The sequence below is a fragment of the Paenibacillus sp. Marseille-Q4541 genome (assembly GCF_018310695.1).
In the GTDB taxonomy this organism is placed as follows: domain Bacteria; phylum Bacillota; class Bacilli; order Paenibacillales; family Paenibacillaceae; genus Paenibacillus.
Genome location: NZ_JAGXCY010000014.1, coordinates 79,700 through 99,311 on the forward strand (window position 1 = coordinate 79,700; position 19,612 = coordinate 99,311).

15 protein-coding genes are annotated in these 19,612 nt (G+C 44.7%); 1 reads left to right on the plus strand and 14 read right to left on the minus strand.

Features of this window, described 5'->3' with window-relative positions:
* Positions 1-80: 80 nt before the first annotated feature.
* Complete coding sequence (locus tag KFT32_RS15425) at positions 81-2,369, minus strand: beta-glucosidase (RefSeq protein WP_211748115.1); 2,289 nt, start codon at positions 2,367-2,369, stop codon at positions 81-83.
* A gap of 219 nt (positions 2,370-2,588) precedes the next feature.
* On the opposite strand from KFT32_RS15425, the gene KFT32_RS15430 reads away from it, so the two are divergent.
* Positions 2,589-3,842 carry a helix-turn-helix domain-containing protein gene (locus KFT32_RS15430; RefSeq protein ID WP_211748116.1) on the plus strand — a complete coding sequence of 418 codons (1,254 nt, stop codon included), beginning with the start codon at positions 2,589-2,591 and terminating at the stop codon, positions 3,840-3,842.
* 104 nt (positions 3,843-3,946) lie between these two features.
* Here the strand turns inward: KFT32_RS15430 and KFT32_RS15435 are convergent, their stop codons facing one another.
* The 13 genes from KFT32_RS15435 to purK form a co-directional block, all read right to left on the minus strand.
* The gene (locus KFT32_RS15435) at positions 3,947-4,558 is read right to left on the minus strand and encodes an alpha/beta hydrolase (RefSeq protein WP_211748143.1); all 612 of its coding nucleotides are present in this window, start codon (positions 4,556-4,558) and stop codon (positions 3,947-3,949) included.
* A gap of 2 nt (positions 4,559-4,560) precedes the next feature.
* Positions 4,561-5,511, minus strand: coding sequence for a ring-cleaving dioxygenase (locus KFT32_RS15440; protein WP_211748117.1), 951 nt, complete (start codon positions 5,509-5,511; stop codon positions 4,561-4,563).
* Between the two features lie 451 nt (positions 5,512-5,962).
* Positions 5,963-7,228, minus strand: a complete 1,266-nt coding sequence (gene purD / locus KFT32_RS15445) for a phosphoribosylamine--glycine ligase (protein WP_211748118.1) — start codon at positions 7,226-7,228, stop codon at positions 5,963-5,965.
* Positions 7,229-7,446: 218 nt separating this feature from the next.
* Complete coding sequence (gene purH / locus KFT32_RS15450; protein ID WP_211748119.1) at positions 7,447-8,994, minus strand: bifunctional phosphoribosylaminoimidazolecarboxamide formyltransferase/IMP cyclohydrolase; 1,548 nt, start codon at positions 8,992-8,994, stop codon at positions 7,447-7,449.
* A 202-nt stretch (positions 8,995-9,196) separates the two neighbouring features.
* Positions 9,197-9,847, minus strand: coding sequence for a phosphoribosylglycinamide formyltransferase (gene purN, locus KFT32_RS15455; RefSeq protein WP_211748120.1), 651 nt, complete (start codon positions 9,845-9,847; stop codon positions 9,197-9,199).
* Positions 9,847-10,887 carry a phosphoribosylformylglycinamidine cyclo-ligase gene (gene purM, locus KFT32_RS15460; RefSeq protein ID WP_211748144.1) on the minus strand — a complete coding sequence of 347 codons (1,041 nt, stop codon included), beginning with the start codon at positions 10,885-10,887 and terminating at the stop codon, positions 9,847-9,849. Before purM ends, purN begins: the two co-directional genes overlap by 1 nt.
* A gap of 371 nt (positions 10,888-11,258) precedes the next feature.
* On the minus strand, positions 11,259-12,740 hold the full coding sequence (gene purF / locus KFT32_RS15465; protein ID WP_211748121.1) for an amidophosphoribosyltransferase: 1,482 nt from the start codon (positions 12,738-12,740) through the stop codon (positions 11,259-11,261).
* The gene (gene purL / locus KFT32_RS15470; protein WP_211748122.1) at positions 12,725-14,968 is read right to left on the minus strand and encodes a phosphoribosylformylglycinamidine synthase subunit PurL; all 2,244 of its coding nucleotides are present in this window, start codon (positions 14,966-14,968) and stop codon (positions 12,725-12,727) included. Before purL ends, purF begins: the two co-directional genes overlap by 16 nt.
* On the minus strand, positions 14,946-15,635 hold the full coding sequence (gene purQ / locus KFT32_RS15475) for a phosphoribosylformylglycinamidine synthase subunit PurQ (RefSeq protein WP_211748123.1): 690 nt from the start codon (positions 15,633-15,635) through the stop codon (positions 14,946-14,948). Before purQ ends, purL begins: the two co-directional genes overlap by 23 nt.
* A 3-nt stretch (positions 15,636-15,638) precedes the next feature.
* Positions 15,639-15,884 carry a phosphoribosylformylglycinamidine synthase subunit PurS gene (gene purS, locus KFT32_RS15480; protein ID WP_211748124.1) on the minus strand — a complete coding sequence of 82 codons (246 nt, stop codon included), beginning with the start codon at positions 15,882-15,884 and terminating at the stop codon, positions 15,639-15,641.
* Positions 15,885-16,120: 236 nt separating this feature from the next.
* Positions 16,121-16,993 (minus strand): phosphoribosylaminoimidazolesuccinocarboxamide synthase, encoded by an 873-nt coding sequence (locus KFT32_RS15485; protein WP_211748125.1) that lies wholly within the window; start codon positions 16,991-16,993, stop codon positions 16,121-16,123.
* A 132-nt stretch (positions 16,994-17,125) separates the two neighbouring features.
* Complete coding sequence (gene purB / locus KFT32_RS15490) at positions 17,126-18,424, minus strand: adenylosuccinate lyase (protein WP_211748126.1); 1,299 nt, start codon at positions 18,422-18,424, stop codon at positions 17,126-17,128.
* Positions 18,421-19,599: a 5-(carboxyamino)imidazole ribonucleotide synthase gene (purK, locus tag KFT32_RS15495; RefSeq protein WP_249435916.1), complete on the minus strand. Its 1,179-nt coding sequence runs from the start codon at positions 19,597-19,599 to the stop codon at positions 18,421-18,423. The genes purB and purK overlap by 4 nt, the downstream gene beginning before the upstream one ends.
* Positions 19,600-19,612: the final 13 nt, after the last annotated feature.

Consider the following 19,612-nt stretch of genomic DNA (forward strand, 5'->3'; position numbering starts at 1 on the left):
AAAGAAAACCCAAAGAAGCTCCCGCGTACGGAGAGCCCCTTTGGGTTTTTGTGCATTTACACTTTTTACGAATTAATTTCTTATTTTAGGTCATTCATTTTCGCAAGAACAGCCTTCAGTTCCTCTTCGGAAAACGCTCCGCCGCTGAAAATAACGATATTTCGAAGTGGTAAGTATTTCAAGGAAGCCTCCATCATATCTGAAGTGGAGTCCTCTTCGTCATCTCCGCTCATTTTGGAAAATTGTTCGGTCAATTGATCCACGAGTGGTTTAATCATAGCTGCTGCATCCTCATGCACCATAATGTCGCCAATCGTCGTATTGCGAGTAAAGACTGGTTTTGGTGCGGGAACCGTTGATTCTACATGAATGGGTTCTTTCAGCTCAATGACCTGAGAAGAACGTCCAATCAGAATTTCGAATTCACCTGATTCGACATGCCAGTCTTTCATATCTACGTTATAGTAAGCGAAAGCACGTTTCCCCAGCGTCATGGTCACAGTCTTCGTTTCACCTGGAGCAAGCTCCACTTTGCCAAAACCTTTCAGTTCTTTCACTGGGCGAATCACGGTACTTTCTACATCACGTACATATAACTGCACCGATTCTTTCCCTGCAAGGTCTCCTGTATTTTTCACATCAACGCTGACTGTGAGCGTATCTGTATCCTTAATGTTCTTCGCGCTGACTTTCAGGTTACTGTATTCAAATGTGGTGTAGCTGAGTCCGTGTCCAAATGGGAACAAAGTTTGAATTCCGGTTTTATCATAATAACGATATCCCACGAATAGCCCTTCACGGTACTCTACACGGTCCCCTTCGCCAGGGAAGTAAATATAAGAAGGATTCTCTTCTACACGTTTTGGGAATGTCTCAGCCAGTTTACCGGATGGGTTCACTACGCCGAATAGAATGTCGGCCACTGCACCACCAAACGCCTGCCCTGCCAAGTAGCCTTCAATAACCCCTTTTACTGATTCAATCCAAGGCATTTCCACTGGAGATCCGTTACTCAAAATAACAATTGTATTGGGCTGCACTTCTGCAACAGCCTCAATCAGGCGATTATGATTCTCTGGAAGCTTCATATGGAAGCGGTCATACCCTTCCGATTCATATCGATCTGGAAGTCCTGCAAAGACGATAGCAACATCCGCTTGCTCAGCAGCTGAACGCGCTTCAAGAAGAAGTTTCTCATTCACATGGTCTTCTTCAATATTGTAGCCTTTAGCAAAGGTGAAAGTTGCTGCATTACCCGTGATCTTTTGCATTTCTTCTATGGCATTGTCCTTGCGAGTAGGGTTGATATGAGAGCTTCCTCCACCTTGATAACGTGGTTTCTCAGCAAATCCGCCGATAATCGCGTAATTCCCTTCTTTTTTCAGAGGAAGGACAGCTTCTTCATTCTTCAGCAGTACCATCGTGTCGGCAGCCACTTTTCTTGCCAAAGCGTGATGCTCATCTTTGTTGTAAGTTGCATTTTCTTTTTTATGTTCTACGACTTTCGCAATGAGAGTAAGGATACGCTCTACCGCTTGATCGAGTTTTTCTACTGGAAGAGATCCATCTTCTACGGCAGCAAGCACTTTCTTCTGACCGATTCCATGTGAAGCAGGCATTTCAAGTTCATTTCCGGCTTTTACTGCATGTGCCGCTTCATTTACGCCGCCCCAGTCCGATACAACGACGCCTTCATGGCCCCATTCTCCTTTAAGGATATCTGTCAGCAAATATTCATTCTCAGATGCATACGTACCGTTAACACGGTTATACGATGTCATCACAGTCCAAGGCTGGGCATTCTTCACGACCCCTTCAAAAGCCGTCAAATAAATTTCACGCAGTGTACGTTCATCAACAATAGCATCTGTGCTCATCCGGCGATGCTCCTGGTTGTTTACAGCAAAGTGCTTGAGAGATGTTCCTACCCCTTGACTTTGCACTCCTTTAACATGGCCAGTTGCCATTTCACTTGCATGGTAAGGATCTTCAGAGAAATATTCAAAATTGCGTCCTCCAAGCGGAGAACGTTTGATATTTACCCCAGGACCCAAGATCACGCCAACGTCTTCTGCTTGCGTTTCTTCACCAAGAGCCACACCGACTTGCTCAATCAGATCGCGGTCCCAAGTGCTCGCAAGACCGGAAGCTGTTGGAAAAGCAGTTGCGGGTACACTAGCATTCAGCCCCAGATGATCCGCATTTCCGTCCTGTTTACGCAAACCGTGAGGTCCATCTGTAACCATAATGGAAGGTACGCCAAGTCGCTCAATCCCTTTCAGGTTCCAAAAGTCTTTACCTGACACGAGCGCTGCTTTTTCTTCTAATGTCATTTCATTAAGAATTTGGTTTACGTTTAATTTTTCCATCCTATTTACACTCCTTTTGAATCACATTTATGGTGAACCGTTCAAGTCATAAAAAGCTTGTAGAAAAATGTATTGTGTAAGTAAGAAAGCGATTACATATAAGTCTGATCGCCTTCTTTGTTTCTTTTGATATCTTTATGATAAACTACAGAGAGATACATTTATGGTATTATTTTTTGATTTTTTTTACTTTTTATCACTCATTTTGGAGCGAGTATAATGAAAACAATTCAAGATTTTCACACAATAAATAAATTAATTCATGATGCATATCATGTTCCCATCTTCCTAATCACACCAGATGAAGCCATTCAAGAGAAGTTAAGTTATGGCGAAGTACCTTCGCCTGTCCATCCTCACGCGGCTGAAATGCTGGCAACCCTGATCGCCACACAAGATGAGGAAATCCAACAGATGCCGGTTATTAAAACAACTTCATTAGGTGAGTACTATGTAGTTCTGTATCTGGTAGATGATGAAGCGTGTTATGTTGGCAAGCTCATTGCTGGCCCCTTTTTGCTGGAGTCCTACTCGGAGGAGGTCATTGTTAGTCTGATGTATGATGTAAGTGCTCCAAGATATCAACTAGAGACTTGGAAACAATATTTCAAGCAAATGGCCATCTTGAATCGTAAAACAATGAAGCATCTTGGCGAGCTGATGTACTATCTGGTCCACAACAAGAGACTAGATGGCGAAGCCATGCTGAAGCAGCAAGTCTCTCCTATTCTAGAGCAGGATGAGGAAGACGAGATTGAAAAAGAAATTGAGCAAGAGCTTTCGCAGCGCCGTGACCACGAAACCTATCACCATGAGCTTGCCCAAGAAGAATCGCTGTTTGCTTCCATTCGGCAAGGATCTGTCAGTCGCCTAATCGCTCAGCTTTCTTCATTAGACCTCTCGAACAACGCGGTCCTATCAAAAAAGAGTCATCTGCGCAGTCAGAAGAATCTAGCGATCAGCGGCATCACCCTTGCAACCCGTGCTGCGATGAAGGGCGGTCTTTTGCCAGAACTGGCGTATACGTTAAGTGATATTTATATACAACGAGTTGAAGAGCTTCAGAATGTGAAGGACGTTTTCCAACTGCAAAAAGAAACAATCATTGAGTTTGCTAGACGGGTGCAGAACAGTAAAACCGAGCAGTTCAGTAAAGAGGTTGCCCAGTGCACCTACTATATATTTAATCATTTGCTTGAAGATTTATCTCTCGAAAGACTTGCTAGACACGTTAACCTTACACCAAGCTATTTATCCACAAGGTTTAAGAAAGAAACAGGACTGTCCATTGTGGATTACATCCAGCGTGAACGTGTATATGAAGCGCAGAAAATGCTGAAATTCAGCTCCATAAGTCTGTCTGATATCTGTGCTCGGCTGAATTTCAACGATCAAAGTTATTTTACGAGAGTTTTCAAGAAATGGTCTGGTGTAACCCCTTTGCAATATCGTAAAAAAGGAGAACCATCTTAAATCCCCCCTCTAATTTGTTAAAGAAATTAAATATTAATGTATTAAAAAAGTTGCCTCTATAGCCCTATACTTCAGGCTCCCGAGACAACTTTTTTATCTTGTAGTTATGAAATAACGTTCTGCTTAAACCATGCTGCTGCCGAAACGACTTCAGTACGGCTCAGCTGATGACCATTATTTTCCCAGTGCAACTGTACGCTTGCTCCGGCCCCTTCAAGAAGCTGCTGAAGATCTTCCGATTCTTGCGGAGCACACATCGGATCATTTTTGCCTGCAGCAATAAAGACAGGGACTCCTGACAGATCAGGTAGTTCTTTGTCACGCAAAGGCACCATGGGGTGATGCAAAATAGCTCCCTTGAGAGAGTCTGCATAATGGAACAACAAACTGCCTGCAATATTAGCACCGTTAGAATATCCGATGGCAACGACATTGCTTCGGTCAAAGTCATAGGTCTCCGATGCTTCATTCACAAACTCATGTAACTCTTTTGTACGGAAGATGAGATCTTCTTCGTCAAATACGCCTTCTGCCAGACGGCGGAAGAAACGCGGCATCCCATGTTCACTCACATTTCCACGAACACCCAAAATGTTGGATCCAGGGGATACCATATCTGCGAGTGGAATTAAATCGGTTTCCGTTCCTCCTGTACCGTGCAGCAGCAATATCGTAGCTAAATTTGGATTCGACCCTTTATGGAATACATGTTTCATTGTCATATCTTAGCTCCTCCTTTGAATTCACGAACCGTTACGTTCGGCAAGTTTTGTTCGATTAATTCCCGGTGCGGTTCGTACCAGGATGGAAGCATCAATGTTTCGCCCAGTTTCTCTTGCGGTTCATCCTTAGCAAATCCCGGCGGATCGGTAGCAATCTCAAACAGGATGCCTCCTGGCTCTCTAAAATAAACAGCATTGAAATACTGACGGTCAATAACCGAAGTAGGATGCATTCCCGCTAATTCTGCTCTTTTTTGTAATAACTCATGTTCCTCATAATCTTTTGCACGCCAAGCAATGTGATGAACCGTACCTGCTCCGCCTCTGCCTTGTGCGATAACTTTCCGGTTGATATCAATCATATTACCCAAATCTCCAGTTCCTTGATAACGTACAAAATCATGTTCTTCTGCCGCTTTCGTCATTCCCAGTATGTTCTCCATAACTGCCATCGTCTGCTCTGGAGCCATACTGTATAGGACTGCACCGCCGAAACCTTTAATGGCTTCTTCAGCTGTCACACCATTATAAGACCAAGTATTAAGCGGACCTTCTTCCCGCTCTACAAGTTCCAGAACTAGTCCCGCATTGTCCAAAAAACGAAGATACGTTTCACCAAACCGGTGTTTCTCTTCAAAATGTACCCCAAAGGAAGTCAGACGCTCTTTCCAGAACGGTGTCGTTCCCGGCGGAATCGCATAAACAGTAACTCCTGTCTGACCACCACCGACAACACCTTTACGTGCACCTGCTTGTGGGAAGAAAGTAATAATGGTACCCGGGGAACCTTTTTCATCTCCAAAATACAGATGATACACTTCAGGAGCATCAAAATTGATTGTTTTCTTTACTAGACGAAGTCCAAGAACCCCGGCATAGAAGTCGATATTTTTCTGTGCGTCATCGACAAAAGCGGTAATATGGTGAATCCCTGCTGTCCGTAACATAACGTTCCCTCCATTTTTTTGATTGTATTTGTATTTGTGCTTTTCGTTCGTTTCATTAAAATGTTTTCTGATCAATAACTCGTTCATTTTCACTATTTATAATGTTCCTGATTATTATCTTAAATTTAAGATAATTACTATGAATTCATCATACTTTTTTTTATCTTAAATTCAAGACTTTAATAAAAATGCTTGCATTTGATCTGAATGCGCGCCGACTAGAGCTGATCTACTATTTTCACCTCAGGTTATGTTATGTGGATAACTTTTTACAGCCATTTATTTATTCATCACTTTACAGTGAATAAGTAACAATTGTTCATAACCTGTGTATAGGATTTTATGAATTTCTATAACATCAATAACAAAGAAAGAGGAATGACAAAAAGACCAAAAAGAGCGTATCCCGCTTCGCTCTTGTTTGATCTTTTTGTGTACTAATATTCTACTTCTATACCAATGCTTTCGCGGCAATATCGGACCGCTGATGTTTTCCTTCGAACGTAATCAGCTTTGCAGCGTCATATGCGTTGTTTCTTGCTGCTTCAATAGAAGAACCTTGGCCGACAACACCTAGCACGCGTCCTCCGTTTGTCACGTATTCCCCTGCATCATTCGTTGCCGTACCTGCATGGAATACAAGGGATTCCCCTACCTGTTCAAGCCCGGAGATTACAATGCCTTTTGGATAGGAAGCTGGATATCCTCCTGAAGCTAGAATGACGCACACCGCTGCTTCATCACTCCACTCGATATCGATATCAGCAAGCGTACCGTTCACAGCAGCTAGAAAAATATCGAGCAGATCCGTTTTCAACCTTGGAAGAACTACCTGCGTCTCCGGGTCACCAAAACGGGCATTAAATTCAACTGTCTTCGGTGTACCATCCGGTGAAATCATTAGCCCTGCAAAAAGAATACCACGGAACGGACGTCCCTCCGACACCATCGCTTTCGCCGTAGGAATAACAATCGTTTCAATTGCCTCATCAATAATAGCCTGATCGATATGTGGTAGTGGAGAATAGGTCCCCATCCCCCCCGTATTTGGACCTTTATCTCCGTCAAATACAGGTTTATGATCTTGAGCCGCTGGCATACATCTCACCGTTTCCCCATCGACGAATGCCAGAATCGACATTTCCTGACCTGCAAGGAACTCCTCAATGACTACATTTGTACCTGCCTCACCAAAAGCTTTCTCCACCATCATACTGCGAAGTGCTGTTTCTGCTTCTTCACGAGTATAAGCTACGGTGACTCCCTTACCTGCAGCAAGGCCGTCTGCTTTAATGACGATAGGAACAGGGCGAGAACGAAGATAATCCAGTGCCGCTTCATAGTTATCGAACTTCTCGTAAGCTGCGGTAGGGATATGATATTTGCGAAGCAGGTCTTTCATAAACGTCTTACTGCCTTCAATCTCTGCTGCATTTTTACGTGGCCCAAAGACCGGAATGTTCTTCGCTTCAAATACATCCACAATTCCGTCTGCTAAAGGATCGTCAGGTCCAACGACCACGAGTCCCACTTCTTTTTGGAGTGCAAACTCGGATAGTTTCTCAAATTCGTGTACACCGATCGGAACACATTCTGCAATTTGACCAATCCCTGCGTTTCCGGGAGCACAGTAGATGGTGTTTACCTTTTCACTTTTTGATAGAGACCATACAATGGCATGCTCACGCCCACCAGCACCAATAACGAGAATATCCATATGTTCCTCCTTTAATATGCCTATAAAATAATAAAGGCTGAGAGGCCAAGCTCTCCGCTTTGCACTCCCAGCCTAGGAAAGATAAGATCACGCTCTGCTGTTCCGTTCAAAAACCCCTTTTTGATGGTGAGCAGATAACGCTCTTATCGGGAATTCATTAATCTGTTCTATTGTTTATATGATGAATGAATATATCATTGTCCCTTATTTCCAGGAAATTAATGTTTGAAATGACGTACTCCCGTAAATACCATAGCGATTCCATGTTCGTTTGCTGCCTTAATGGACTCTTCATCCTTGATAGATCCGCCTGGCTGAATGATCGCTGTAATGCCGTGTTTAGCAGCAAGTTCTACCGTATCGCCCATCGGGAAAAATGCATCCGATGCAAGTACAGATCCTTTTGCCTTGTCTGCCGCTTGTTCCAGTGCAATTTTGGCTGCACCCACACGGTTCATTTGACCAGCACCGACACCAACCGTCATATTATCTGCAGCGAGAACGATAGCATTTGATTTCACATGCTTAACTACTTTCCATCCGAATAAGAGCTGTTTCAGTTCTTCTTCCGAAGGAGCACGGTCTGTTACCACTTTCAGATCATCTGCATCCACTGAATGCACATCACTTTGCTGAACCACCATACCACCATCGATACTCGTTACTACAAACTGGCTGCTGCGTTCTTTCGCAGAAGACAGTTCCCCCATTTTGAGCAGACGGATATTTTTCTTTTTCGTGAGGATTTCAAGCGCTTCTTCTGTAAAATCGGGAGCGAGTACAATCTCAAGGAAGATTTCGCTTAGTTTTGCTGCAGTATCGCTGTCGATCATTCGGTTCGCGGCAACAATACCTCCAAAGATAGAAGTTGGATCTGCTGTGTATGCTTTCATGTAAGCTTGATAAATACTTTCGCCCGTACCAACGCCACAAGGGTTCATATGCTTAACTGCCACAACAGCCGGTTCTTCGAATTCTTTTACGATTTGAAGTGCTGCGTTAGCATCATTGATGTTGTTGTAGGAAAGCTCTTTACCATGAATCTGCTCTGCAGTTGTAAGCGTACCTTGTGGAGCAAGCGGTTTACGATAAAATGCAGCCTGCTGATGAGGATTTTCTCCGTAACGAAGATCTTGAATCTTCTCATAAGTGACAGTATAACGCTCTGGAAGTGGATCGCCGTTCACATTAGACAGGTAATCGGAAATAAGAGCATCGTAAGCCGCCGTATGACGGAACACTTTAGCCGCCAGCTGTTTACGAGTTGCAAGAGAAGTGTCTCCTTGTTCACGAACTTCAGTCAGAACCTGACTATAATCATTCGCATCAACGACAACACTGACAAACGCATGGTTTTTCGCAGCCGAACGAAGCATCGTTGGGCCACCGATATCAATGTTTTCAATCGCATCTTCGTAAGAGACATCTGGCTTCGCAATCGTTTCTTGGAAAGGATAGAGATTTACGACAACCAGATCGATGTAATCAAGACCTAGATCTTTCATTTGCTGCTGATGCTCAGCGTTGTCTCTGACTGCGAGAAGTCCACTGTGTACGGCAGGGTGAAGTGTTTTAACACGTCCATCCATAATCTCTGGGAATCCGGTTACGTCGGAAATACCAATGACCGGGATACCTTCTTTCGACAACAGGCTGCTAGTTCCACCTGTCGAGATAATTTCTACCCCTAAATTAGACAGCTCACGGCAAAAATCCACGATGCCCGTTTTATCTGAAACGCTAACGAGTGCTCTTTTTATACTCACGATGAAGCTCCTCCTCTTATGTGTCCCCATATAGAATAGAACTGAACTTACTTCCGTAAAACTGCTTGATTAGAATCATTCAAACCGTATTTAAAAGTTTGCTGTCGTTCTAAAAAACTGACGTCGAAACTTAGTTTATTTCCCGAGAAATATCACATCATGCTACTTCTGTTTGCCGGATGGCACAAAATGTTGGAATGTCTCAATTCTCGCTCATAAACCCTGTATTTTCACGGCATACTTTGGCATCAATCGTAACTTTTCGTCCTTCCAACTTCACAAGGCCTTTTGCAAACCAAGAAACAACTCCAGGATATAACTGTTGTTCCAGTTCATGAATGGATTCACTGAGCGTTTCTGGAGTGTCACTAGCTGAGATCTCAACTGCACGCTGTGCAATAATTGGCCCCGTATCCATTCCGCCATCCACAAAATGTACGGTTATTCCCGTAAGGGTTACTCCATAGTCCAAAGCTTGTCCGATCGCGTTTTTACCTGGAAAAGCAGGCAAAAGAGAAGGATGAATATTGATCAATCTCCCTGCATATGCCTCGACAATGACAGGAGTCAGTAATCGCATATAACCTGCAAGCACAATAAGATCAATCTTAAGGTTGTTCAGCTTTTCGACGATTTCCTGCTCGTATGCCTCACGCGAAGGATATTCTTTCGGCTGGAACAAATGACACTGGATACCGGCAGACTGCGCTTTTTGTACAACTGGAGCCTGTGGTTTATCACTGACAAGCAGTTCGATAGAGCCCCCAAGCTTGCCGTTTGATGCAGCTTCCACCAAAGCCTGAAAGTTGCTTCCTTGCCCGGAAGCGAATACCGCAATACGGAAGCTGGACATTATACATCCGCTCCAGTAAAGGTTACGACTTGGTTTCCTTCCGTTACCTGGCCAATCGTATAGGCTTCTTCTCCGTTTGCACGCAATGTTTCGAGTGTTTTTTCTGCATCTGCCTCGCCAACTACAATAACCATCCCAATACCCATATTGAAGGTAGTGAACATATCTTTGTTTGAGATGCTGCCTTTATCTTGCATCAGTTCAAAGATAGGCAAGATCGGCCATGAACCATGGTGAATCTCTACATTCACGTTTACTGGAAGCATCCGCGGAATATTTTCGATAAATCCACCACCCGTAATATGAGCCATCCCTTTCACTTTCACTTCATCCAAAAGGGCAAGAATCGGTTTCACGTACACTTTGGTTGGCTTCAAAAGCTCATCTCCGAGCTTACCGCCAAGTTCAGCTACCTCATCATGAAGACTATATCCCGCTTGCTCTAAGAGCAGCTTACGTACGAGAGAGAATCCATTGCTATGAACTCCACTCGAAGCAACGCCAATTACGGTATCCCCAGGAGCAATCGTACTTCCGTTGATGATTTTGGCTTTATCAACGATACCTACTGTAAACCCAGCAATATCATATTCGCCTTCACTGTACATACCTGGCATTTCAGCGGTTTCACCACCGATAAGTGCTGCGCCCGATTGATGGCAGCCTTCGGCAATACCAGCTACGATCGCTTCAATTTTATCTGGAACCACTTTGTCACAAGCAAGATAGTCGAGGAAGAAAAGGGGTTCGGCTCCCTGAACAACAACGTCGTTTACACACATAGCCACTGCATCAATACCAATGGTGTCATGACGATCCATAGCGAATGCAATTTTGAGTTTGGTTCCCACGCCATCTGTACCCGATACCAATACCGGCTCATCGTATTTGTCTTTATTCAAACCAAACAAAGCGCCAAATCCACCGAGATCAGTCATCACTTCCGGGCGGAATGTACGCTTCACGTGTTTTTTCATCTTTTCAACCGCTTCGTTGCCTGCCGCGATATCAACGCCGGCATTCTTATATGCTTCTGACAACTTGGACACCATCCTTTTAAGGGAAATCACCCACCTAAATCCTCCCTGACAGGGAGGACCCCAAAGGGGCAACGCCCCTCTGGACACCCGCAAATTTGCTAGCGGACCGGAGTTTTGGGTGTTCTTGCTATGTTTACGTTGGTGCTGTGGATTGCTAAGGGTCTTTCAGACCGGCTTACATTCGGATCATTGTGTGCGAGAGCTCAGCTAGGAAGTCCACCTGTTTGCCTTCAGCAAATGTGGCGGCTTCCCTAGCTGAGCAAAAGACTTCGAGCTTCACGCGGTAGCTCCGCTGAATCTCTCTGTTCGCCTGCGGCAAGTGCGAAGCTTCTCTCTGGCTTCGCCAAGGGCATACACCATGCTTGCTTAGCTTAGCAGCCGCAGCCGACCTTTGCCCCTTCTTTGAAACTTAGGGTCGTCGGGTAATCATTATCAAAGCAGGCAAGGCATAAGCCACCTTTATAATCATCTTGATGATTGCCTTGAATCGAGGCAATCAGGCCTTCGGGACTGAGGAAAGACAACGAGTCTGCATTGATTTCTTTACAAATCTCTTCAATCGATTTGTTAGATGCAATCAGTTCATCCCGGTTCGGGGTGTCAATCCCGTAGAAACAAGGATTTTTAAACGGAGGTGAAGTAATCCGTACATGCACCTCGGTCGCCCCTGCATCACGCAGCATATTTACGATCCGGCGTGATGTGGTTCCTCGTACGATCGAGTCATCAATCATGACAACACGCTTACCTTCTACCACACGGCGTACCGCACTCAGCTTCATCTTCACGCCCTGCTCACGCAGTTCCTGACTTGGCTGAATAAACGTTCGGCCGGTATATTTATTCTTGATCATTCCCAGCTCATAAGGAATGCCGGTTTGTTCGGCATATCCGATTGCCGCGGAAATACTAGAATCCGGTACACCTGTCACCACATCGGCATCTATGAAGGATTCAATCGCCATTTGGCTACCCATCCGTTTTCTAGCCGAGTGCTGATTCGAACCGTTCATGTCACTATCCGGACGAGCAAAGTAGATATATTCCATCGCACAAAGAGCTTTACGATGCTTCTTCTCTTCAAAACGATCTTCATGCAGTCCGTTTTCATCCAAGATTAGCATTTCACCAGGCTCAATATCTCGAATCAGTTCTGCGCCAATCGTCTCCAGTGCACATGTCTCGGAAGCGAAAATATATCCATCTCCCAGCTTACCCATCGTCAAAGGACGAAGTCCATGCGGATCAGAAGCCACAAGAAGACGGTCGTTCGTCATAATCAGAAATGCATATCCTCCCACAATTCGGCGGAAAGCATCTTTAGCCGCTTCAATTAAATCCTTGGATGAACGTGCAATTAGATGAGCAATAACTTCGGTGTCACTTGTTGTCTGAAAAATCGATCCGCTCTGCTCCAGTTCCTTACGGATCTCCGGCGCATTAACGATATTTCCGTTTGTAGCGACAGCGAGATCACCGTCACGATATTTAAATACAAGAGGCTGTGCATTGGTCAGTTTGCTGTCTCCACTGGTCGAATATCGTACATGACCAATAGAGATGTCCCCTGTCAAGGAAGCCATAAGATCTTTCGTAAATACTTCTTTAACGAGACCCATCCCGCGGTGGTAATGGAACTCATTGCCGTCACTAACACACATGCCGGCACTTTCTTCTCCACGATGCTGAAGTGCGTGAAGTCCGTAATAGGATAAAGAGGCGGCTTCAGGGTGTCTGTACACCCCGAAAACCCCGCACTCCTCTTTTAATTTATCGAAAAGTCCTTCTTTACCTGAACCCTCGTTGTAATAATCACCTGTCCAGAACTTCGGAGTGCTTACTTCATCAGACATGGAATAACATCCTCCCAGACCTGTTTCAGAACCGCTACCGGTTCGTTCACAGCTGATGTACCGTTCAACTCCACTGTTAGATTGCTGCCTGTTACTTGTCCGATCACTTGTACAGGAACTCCGCTGTTTTTAATAAATGTTACTAACGCTTCTGCATTATCTTTCGTTGCCGTAAGCAAAATACGAGACTGACTTTCACTAAACAAAGCAATATCTTTACGAAGCTCTGTAGCCATACTTACGTTTGCACCCTTGCCACCACTAATACAGCTTTCTGCGAGTGCAACAGCTAGCCCACCTTCAGACAAGTCATGTGCAGACTGTACAAGCCCTTTTTGAATCGCTCCAAGTACGGCATCTTGTAGTGCCTTCTCTACGGTAAGGTTCAGCTGTGGCGGACGACCTTCAGTCAAACCGTGTACCGCATATTGGAACTCACTTCCGCCGAGTTCAGCGAAGGTATCTCCGAGCAGGATAATCACATCGCCCTCGTTTTTGAAGCCTTGCGTTGTAATATGATCCGTATCATGTACGAGCCCTACCATACCGACAACCGGAGTCGGATAGATCGCTCCTTTTGCATTTTCATTGTACATACTTACGTTACCGCCGATCACCGGCGTTCCAAGTACGTTACAAGCTTCCGCCATACCGTCTACTGATTTTTCCATTTGCCAGAAAATATCTGGTTTCTCTGGAGAACCAAAATTCAAGTTATCTGTAATAGCCAGCGGCTCTGCGCCAGAACATACAATGTTACGCGCTGCTTCACTGACCGCAATTTTGCCGCCTACTTCTGGATCAAGGTATACATAACGACCATTGCAATCTGTTGTCATTGCAAGACCTTTACGTGTTCCGTGTACAGTGACGACTGCTGCATCTGAACCTGGACGAACGGCTGTACTTGTACGAACCATATAGTCATATTGGTTATACACCCATGCTTTGCTGGAAACGGTCGGAGATGACAGTACCTTTTTCAGAGCACCTGTAAGATCCGACACTTCTTCATAACGCAAGGTGTCGATTTTTCCGTTTTCTATATAATACGCTGGAACGGAAGACGGTTTGTTGTATACCGGACATTCGTCAACGAGTGCCGTAACCGGCATGTCGCCAACAACCTCACCGTGATGATACAACTTCAATCTTCCATCATCCGTTACTTTACCAACCTTGGCACAGATAACGCCCCAACGTTCAAAGATTTCCATCGCTTGTGCTTCATCTTTCGGTTCAACCACGAAGAGCATCCGCTCTTGAGATTCAGATAACATCATTTCATAAGGGGTCATACCCTCTTCACGTTGCGGTACTTGGTCAAGGTATAGTTCTAGACCATTTCCTGCTTTACTTGCCATCTCCGCACTAGAACAAGTCAGTCCTGCTGCACCCATATCTTGAATACCAAGAACGATGCCAGAATCAATCAGTTCGAGACAAGATTCCATTACGAGCTTTTCCATAAATGGATCGCCGACCTGAACCGCTGTACGTTTGGATTCGGATTCTTCTGTAAGTTCTACTGAAGCGAATGTTGCACCATGAATTCCATCACGCCCGGTTGGAGGTCCTACGTAGAACACAGGATTTCCTACACCTTTTGCAACACCACGCTGGATTTTATCATGGTCAATGAGTCCGACACACATGGCATTAACTAGCGGATTCCCATCATAGCTCTCATCGAACATGACTTCGCCGCCGACGGTTGGAATCCCGATACAGTTTCCATAACCAGCGATACCGGATACAACATGCTCAAACAGGTATTTCACGCGGTCACTCTCGAGTTTCCCGAAACGAAGGGAATTCAGTGTCGCAATCGGTCTTGCTCCCATGGAGAAGATATCACGGATAATGCCGCCGACTCCCGTTGCCGCACCTTGAAAAGGCTCTACCGCAGAGGGATGGTTATGACTCTCGATTTTAAATACAACAGCCTGATTATCGCCAATGTCGACAATCCCTGCTCCTTCACCCGGTCCCATTAGGACACGTTCTCCCGTCGTTGGGAAGCGGCGAAGAAGAGGTTTGGAGTTCTTGTACGCACAATGCTCAGACCACATTACGCTAAATACGCCAATTTCCGTGTAATTGGGCTGACGACCCATAAAAGATACGATCAAATCATACTCACTGTCCGAAACGCCCATTTGCTGATAAAGTTTATGCTCTGCAACCTGAGCTGCAGTTGGTTCTTTAACGGATACTTGCTGCGTCATGCTGATCCCTCCAGGAGTTCAAAATCGAAGTAAACATACGTTTGCCATCCGTCGTTCCAAGCACTTCATTCACGGCACGTTCCGGGTGAGGCATCATGCCAACGACGTTACCGGTTTTATTGCTGACACCGGCAATGTTATTTAAAGATCCGTTAGGATTATTTTTATAAGTAAAGACGATCTGGTTATTTGCTGTAATTTCAGCCAGTGTCTCTTCATCACAGTAATAGTTGCCTTCTCCGTGAGCGATTGGAATGACGATTTCTTCGCCTGCCACATATTCGCGAGTAAACGGAGTATTGTTATTTTCCACTTTTAATACCGAGTCCTGACAAATGAACTTCATACCTTCGTTGCGGAGCAGTGCACCTGGAAGGAGACCTGCTTCCGTGAGGATTTGGAACCCATTGCAGATTCCGATGATATATTTGCCTTGTTCTGCTGCCTTAGCTACTTCATTCATGACGGGAGCAAAACGAGAAATCGCTCCGCATCTTAGATAATCGCCGTAAGAAAAACCACCGGGTACAATGATGCAATCATAAGCCGACAAGTCTGTCGCTGTATGCCATACATAGTCGACAGTTTGTCCTACTGTATCTTCAACTGCTTTGAAGCAGTCGATATCACAGTTGGAGCCTGGAAAGACGAGAACTGCAAATTTCATGGATTAAACCTCCAATTCAAAGCGATAGTCTTCTACAACCGTGTTGGCGAGTAGTTTTTCACACATCACTTTCACGCGTTCTTCTGCTTCCTTCTTATCACTTGTGTCTAGTGTGAGCTCAAGGTATTTACCGATTCTTGCACTTTCCACTTCTGCAAAACCCATCGAATGCAGTGCACCTTGCACAGCAACGCCTTGCGGATCAAGCACGCTTTGTTTGATAGTCACGTATACAGTAGCTTTTATCATAATCGGAAGTTCCTCCTAAGGAATGGTAAAAGATTTTGGTAATAGTCAAAGGCTTGCGGTTTTACTGTGATGATATTTAATTGTGTTAAATCTATCATGCTATGAATCTTTCTTTTTTGAATCTATCATTATTTAAAAACATGGCTCTATCTATTTGAAATCTTTCTAATTGGCTATGCTATTAAAAACTTCTTAGCTTAATGATTTATGGGATGAAGTAAAAGGACGTGTTTTACCTACATTGTCAGTCGCTTCATAATATCCTTATAACGTGCTGATGTTGCTTCAACGACCTGCTGCGGAAGTGGATCTGGCTGACTGTTTTTGTCCCAATCGGTGGAGGCCAGATACGTTCTAACAGGTTCTTTATCCATGCTGTCTATTTCTACATCCAGTGCATAATTTTCTTTGGCCCAGAATCTGGAGGCGTCTGGTGTGAAAATCTCATCGATGAGAATCACATTTCCGTCTACCATTCCGAATTCAAACTTACAATCTGCCAAAATAATGCCTCGTTTCTCGCAATAATCTCTTGCATACTCATAGAGTTGAAGGCTTTTTGCTTTAAGCTCTTGAGCTAGCTCTTTCCCTACGATCTCTTCCATCTGAGCCATCGAGATATCCTCGTCATGACCAACATCATTTTTGGCTGCTGGGGTAAAAATGGGGTGTTCCAGCTTGGAGTTCTTACGCAGACCTTTCGGAAGCTCAATACCATTGACGGTTCCAGAAGCCTCGTATTGTCTCCAGCCGCCGCCCGTAATATAGCCACGAACTACACACTCGATATCGATACGTTCTGCCTTACGTGTAACCATGACGCGATCTTTCAACTGTTCTTTATCTTTGACCACATCACCAAGCAAATCTACATCCGTGTGAACGACGTGGTTCTCCATCCATTCTTTTGTCTGATCAAACCAGAATGCACTAAGACGGTTCAGAACATTCCCTTTCTCGGGAACATCCGGCGTAAGTACATAATCAAAAGCGGAAATACGATCCGTTACAACAATCAGATAGTGTTCGCCTAGATCATACAATTCGCGAACTTTACCTTTGTATAACAGTGGTACGCTGATGAGTTCTACCGCGGTAGACAGTGCCATAGCTTGAATCACTCCACAACTTCATATTTAAAAAATGGACCTGCCTTGGCACTTTTTCAATGCCAAGGCAGATTACAAATTTCGTTACATGTTACTGCCTAGTACATTCTTGCTCCTCTATTTCACAAGATCCTATTCGTTCAGGCCCAGCTTAGCAAAGATCGTGTCTACATGCTTCAAATGCCATGCCGGATTAAAAGCATCTTCGATTTCATCTGCACTCAGTGCTTCAGTAATCTCCGGAGTGGATTCTACAATGTCACGGAACTGACGCTGTGTTTCCCACGCTTCCATAGCACGAGGTTGAACCGTATCGTATGCTTGCTCACGGCTGAATCCTTTATCTATTAGTTTCGTCATAATACGGCCGGAGAAAGGAACACCATACGTTCTTGCCATGTTGCGTTTCATGTTTTCCGGGAATACCGTCAGGTTCTTCACAATGTTACCGAAACGGTTCAGCATATAGTTCAGCAGCATCGTTGCGTCTGGCAAGATGACACGCTCAGCGGAAGAATGTGAGATATCACGCTCATGCCAGAGCGTTACGTTCTCATATGCAGTAAGCATATGTCCACGGATCACACGAGACAAACCAGAAATATTTTCGCTGCCGATTGGGTTACGTTTATGCGGCATTGCCGATGATCCCTTTTGTCCTTTTGCAAAAGCTTCTTCCACTTCACGGAATTCACTCTTCTGAAGCGCACGTACTTCGGTTGCAAATTTGTCGAGTGAAGTCGCGATCAGAGCAAGAGTAGCCATGTATTCTGCATGACGGTCACGTTGCAATGTTTGTGTGGAGATTGGAGCTGCCTTCGTTCCGAGCTTTTTACATACAAACTCTTCAACAAAAGGATCAATATTCGCGTAAGTTCCAACCGCACCGGAAATTTTACCGTATTGAACATTGTCTGCTGCACGGCGGAAACGTTCCAGATTACGCTTCATTTCCTCATGCCATAGTGCCATCTTCAGACCAAATGTAGTCGGTTCTGCATGAACGCCATGAGTACGTCCCATCATTGGCGTATGTTTATACTGGATTGCTTTATCTTTCAAAATTTCAATGAAATTCAGGATATCTTTCTCCAAAATTTCATTCGCTTGACGAAGCAGGTAACCATTCGCAGTATCTACTACGTCAGTAGAAGTCAGGCCATAATGTACCCATTTACGCTCTTCACCCAAACTTTCCGATACAGTACGAGTAAATGCGATGACATCATGGCGAGTTTCCTTCTCAATCTCATAGATACGATCGATATCAAAGCTTGCATTTTTCCGAAGCAGTGCTGCGTCTTCTTTTGGAATCACTCCAAGTTCTACCCAAGCTTCACAAGCACAAATTTCAACTTCTAACCAAGCTTTGAATTTATTTTCTTCGGTCCAAATGTCCCTCATTTCGGGTCTGCTATAGCGTTCAATCATAAATTTTGATTCCTCCAAATATTTGTTTTCTCAACCCACATCAGTGCATGCTGCACATCGTGACATAAAAGATTAATATGCCCCATTTTACGGCCTATCTTAGCTTCGTCTTTTCCATACAAATGAAGTTTTGCAACAATGCCGAGTTCTTCCGCCAGCGGGTCTGGACTAGACAAACGAGTCGTTACCTCTTCCATATGTTCACCCAGTACATTGACCATAACAACTGGACATAGTAATGTGGTGTCCGCAAGAGGAAGACCGCAAATCGCTCTTACATGCTGCTCAAATTGAGTAGTCGTACAAGCTTCCATCGTGTAGTGACCTGAGTTATGAGGACGTGGGGCCAGCTCATTAATGTATAGTTGCCCTTCCCCCGTCACAAACATCTCTACGGCAAGCAGTCCTACAACCTGTAGCGATTCGGCAATCTGTGAAGCCAGATGCTGTGCTTCGAGTTGAAGTTCAGAAGATACTCTTGCAGGTACAATCGATGTATGAAGAATATTGTTCACATGTATGTTTTCTGCCGGAGGGAACGTTCTTTTCTCCCCTTGTGGATTGCGTGCTGCAACGACAGAGATTTCACAAGTAAAAGAAATGAATTGCTCGAGTACGAGTTCCGTAGTGCTGCCTCCAAGTTCTTCATATGCTGTAAGTGCTGCTTGCTTCTCGCGAATCACACGCTGGCCTTTTCCGTCATATCCCCCGGTTACCGTCTTCAGTACACAAGGTACACCGAGTTCTTCCACTGCCTGAACCATGTCCTCAGCACTCTTCACTTCCCGGTAGGGAGCAACAGGAACACCCGCTGCTTCGAGAGCTTGTTTCTCTCTTAGTCTGTGCTGTGTCGTATATAACAATTTACTACCTTGGGGTACATAGGATTCTTTTTCAAGAAGGGCTGCTACATCAGCATCCACATTTTCGAATTCATAGGTGATGACATCGCACCGACTTGCAAGCTCACGAGCTGCGTTCTGGTCACCGTAACCTGCTACAATCTGCTCAGCAATTTGTCCGCAAGGGGATGATTCAGCAGGGTCTAACGTAATGAAACGATATCCCATTGCCGCTCCGGATAACGTCATCATTCGTCCAAGCTGTCCACCACCGAGTACGCCAATGACGGATCCAGGTTTAATGATATTCACGTTTGAATCATTCGCCTTCATCTTTTCAATTGCT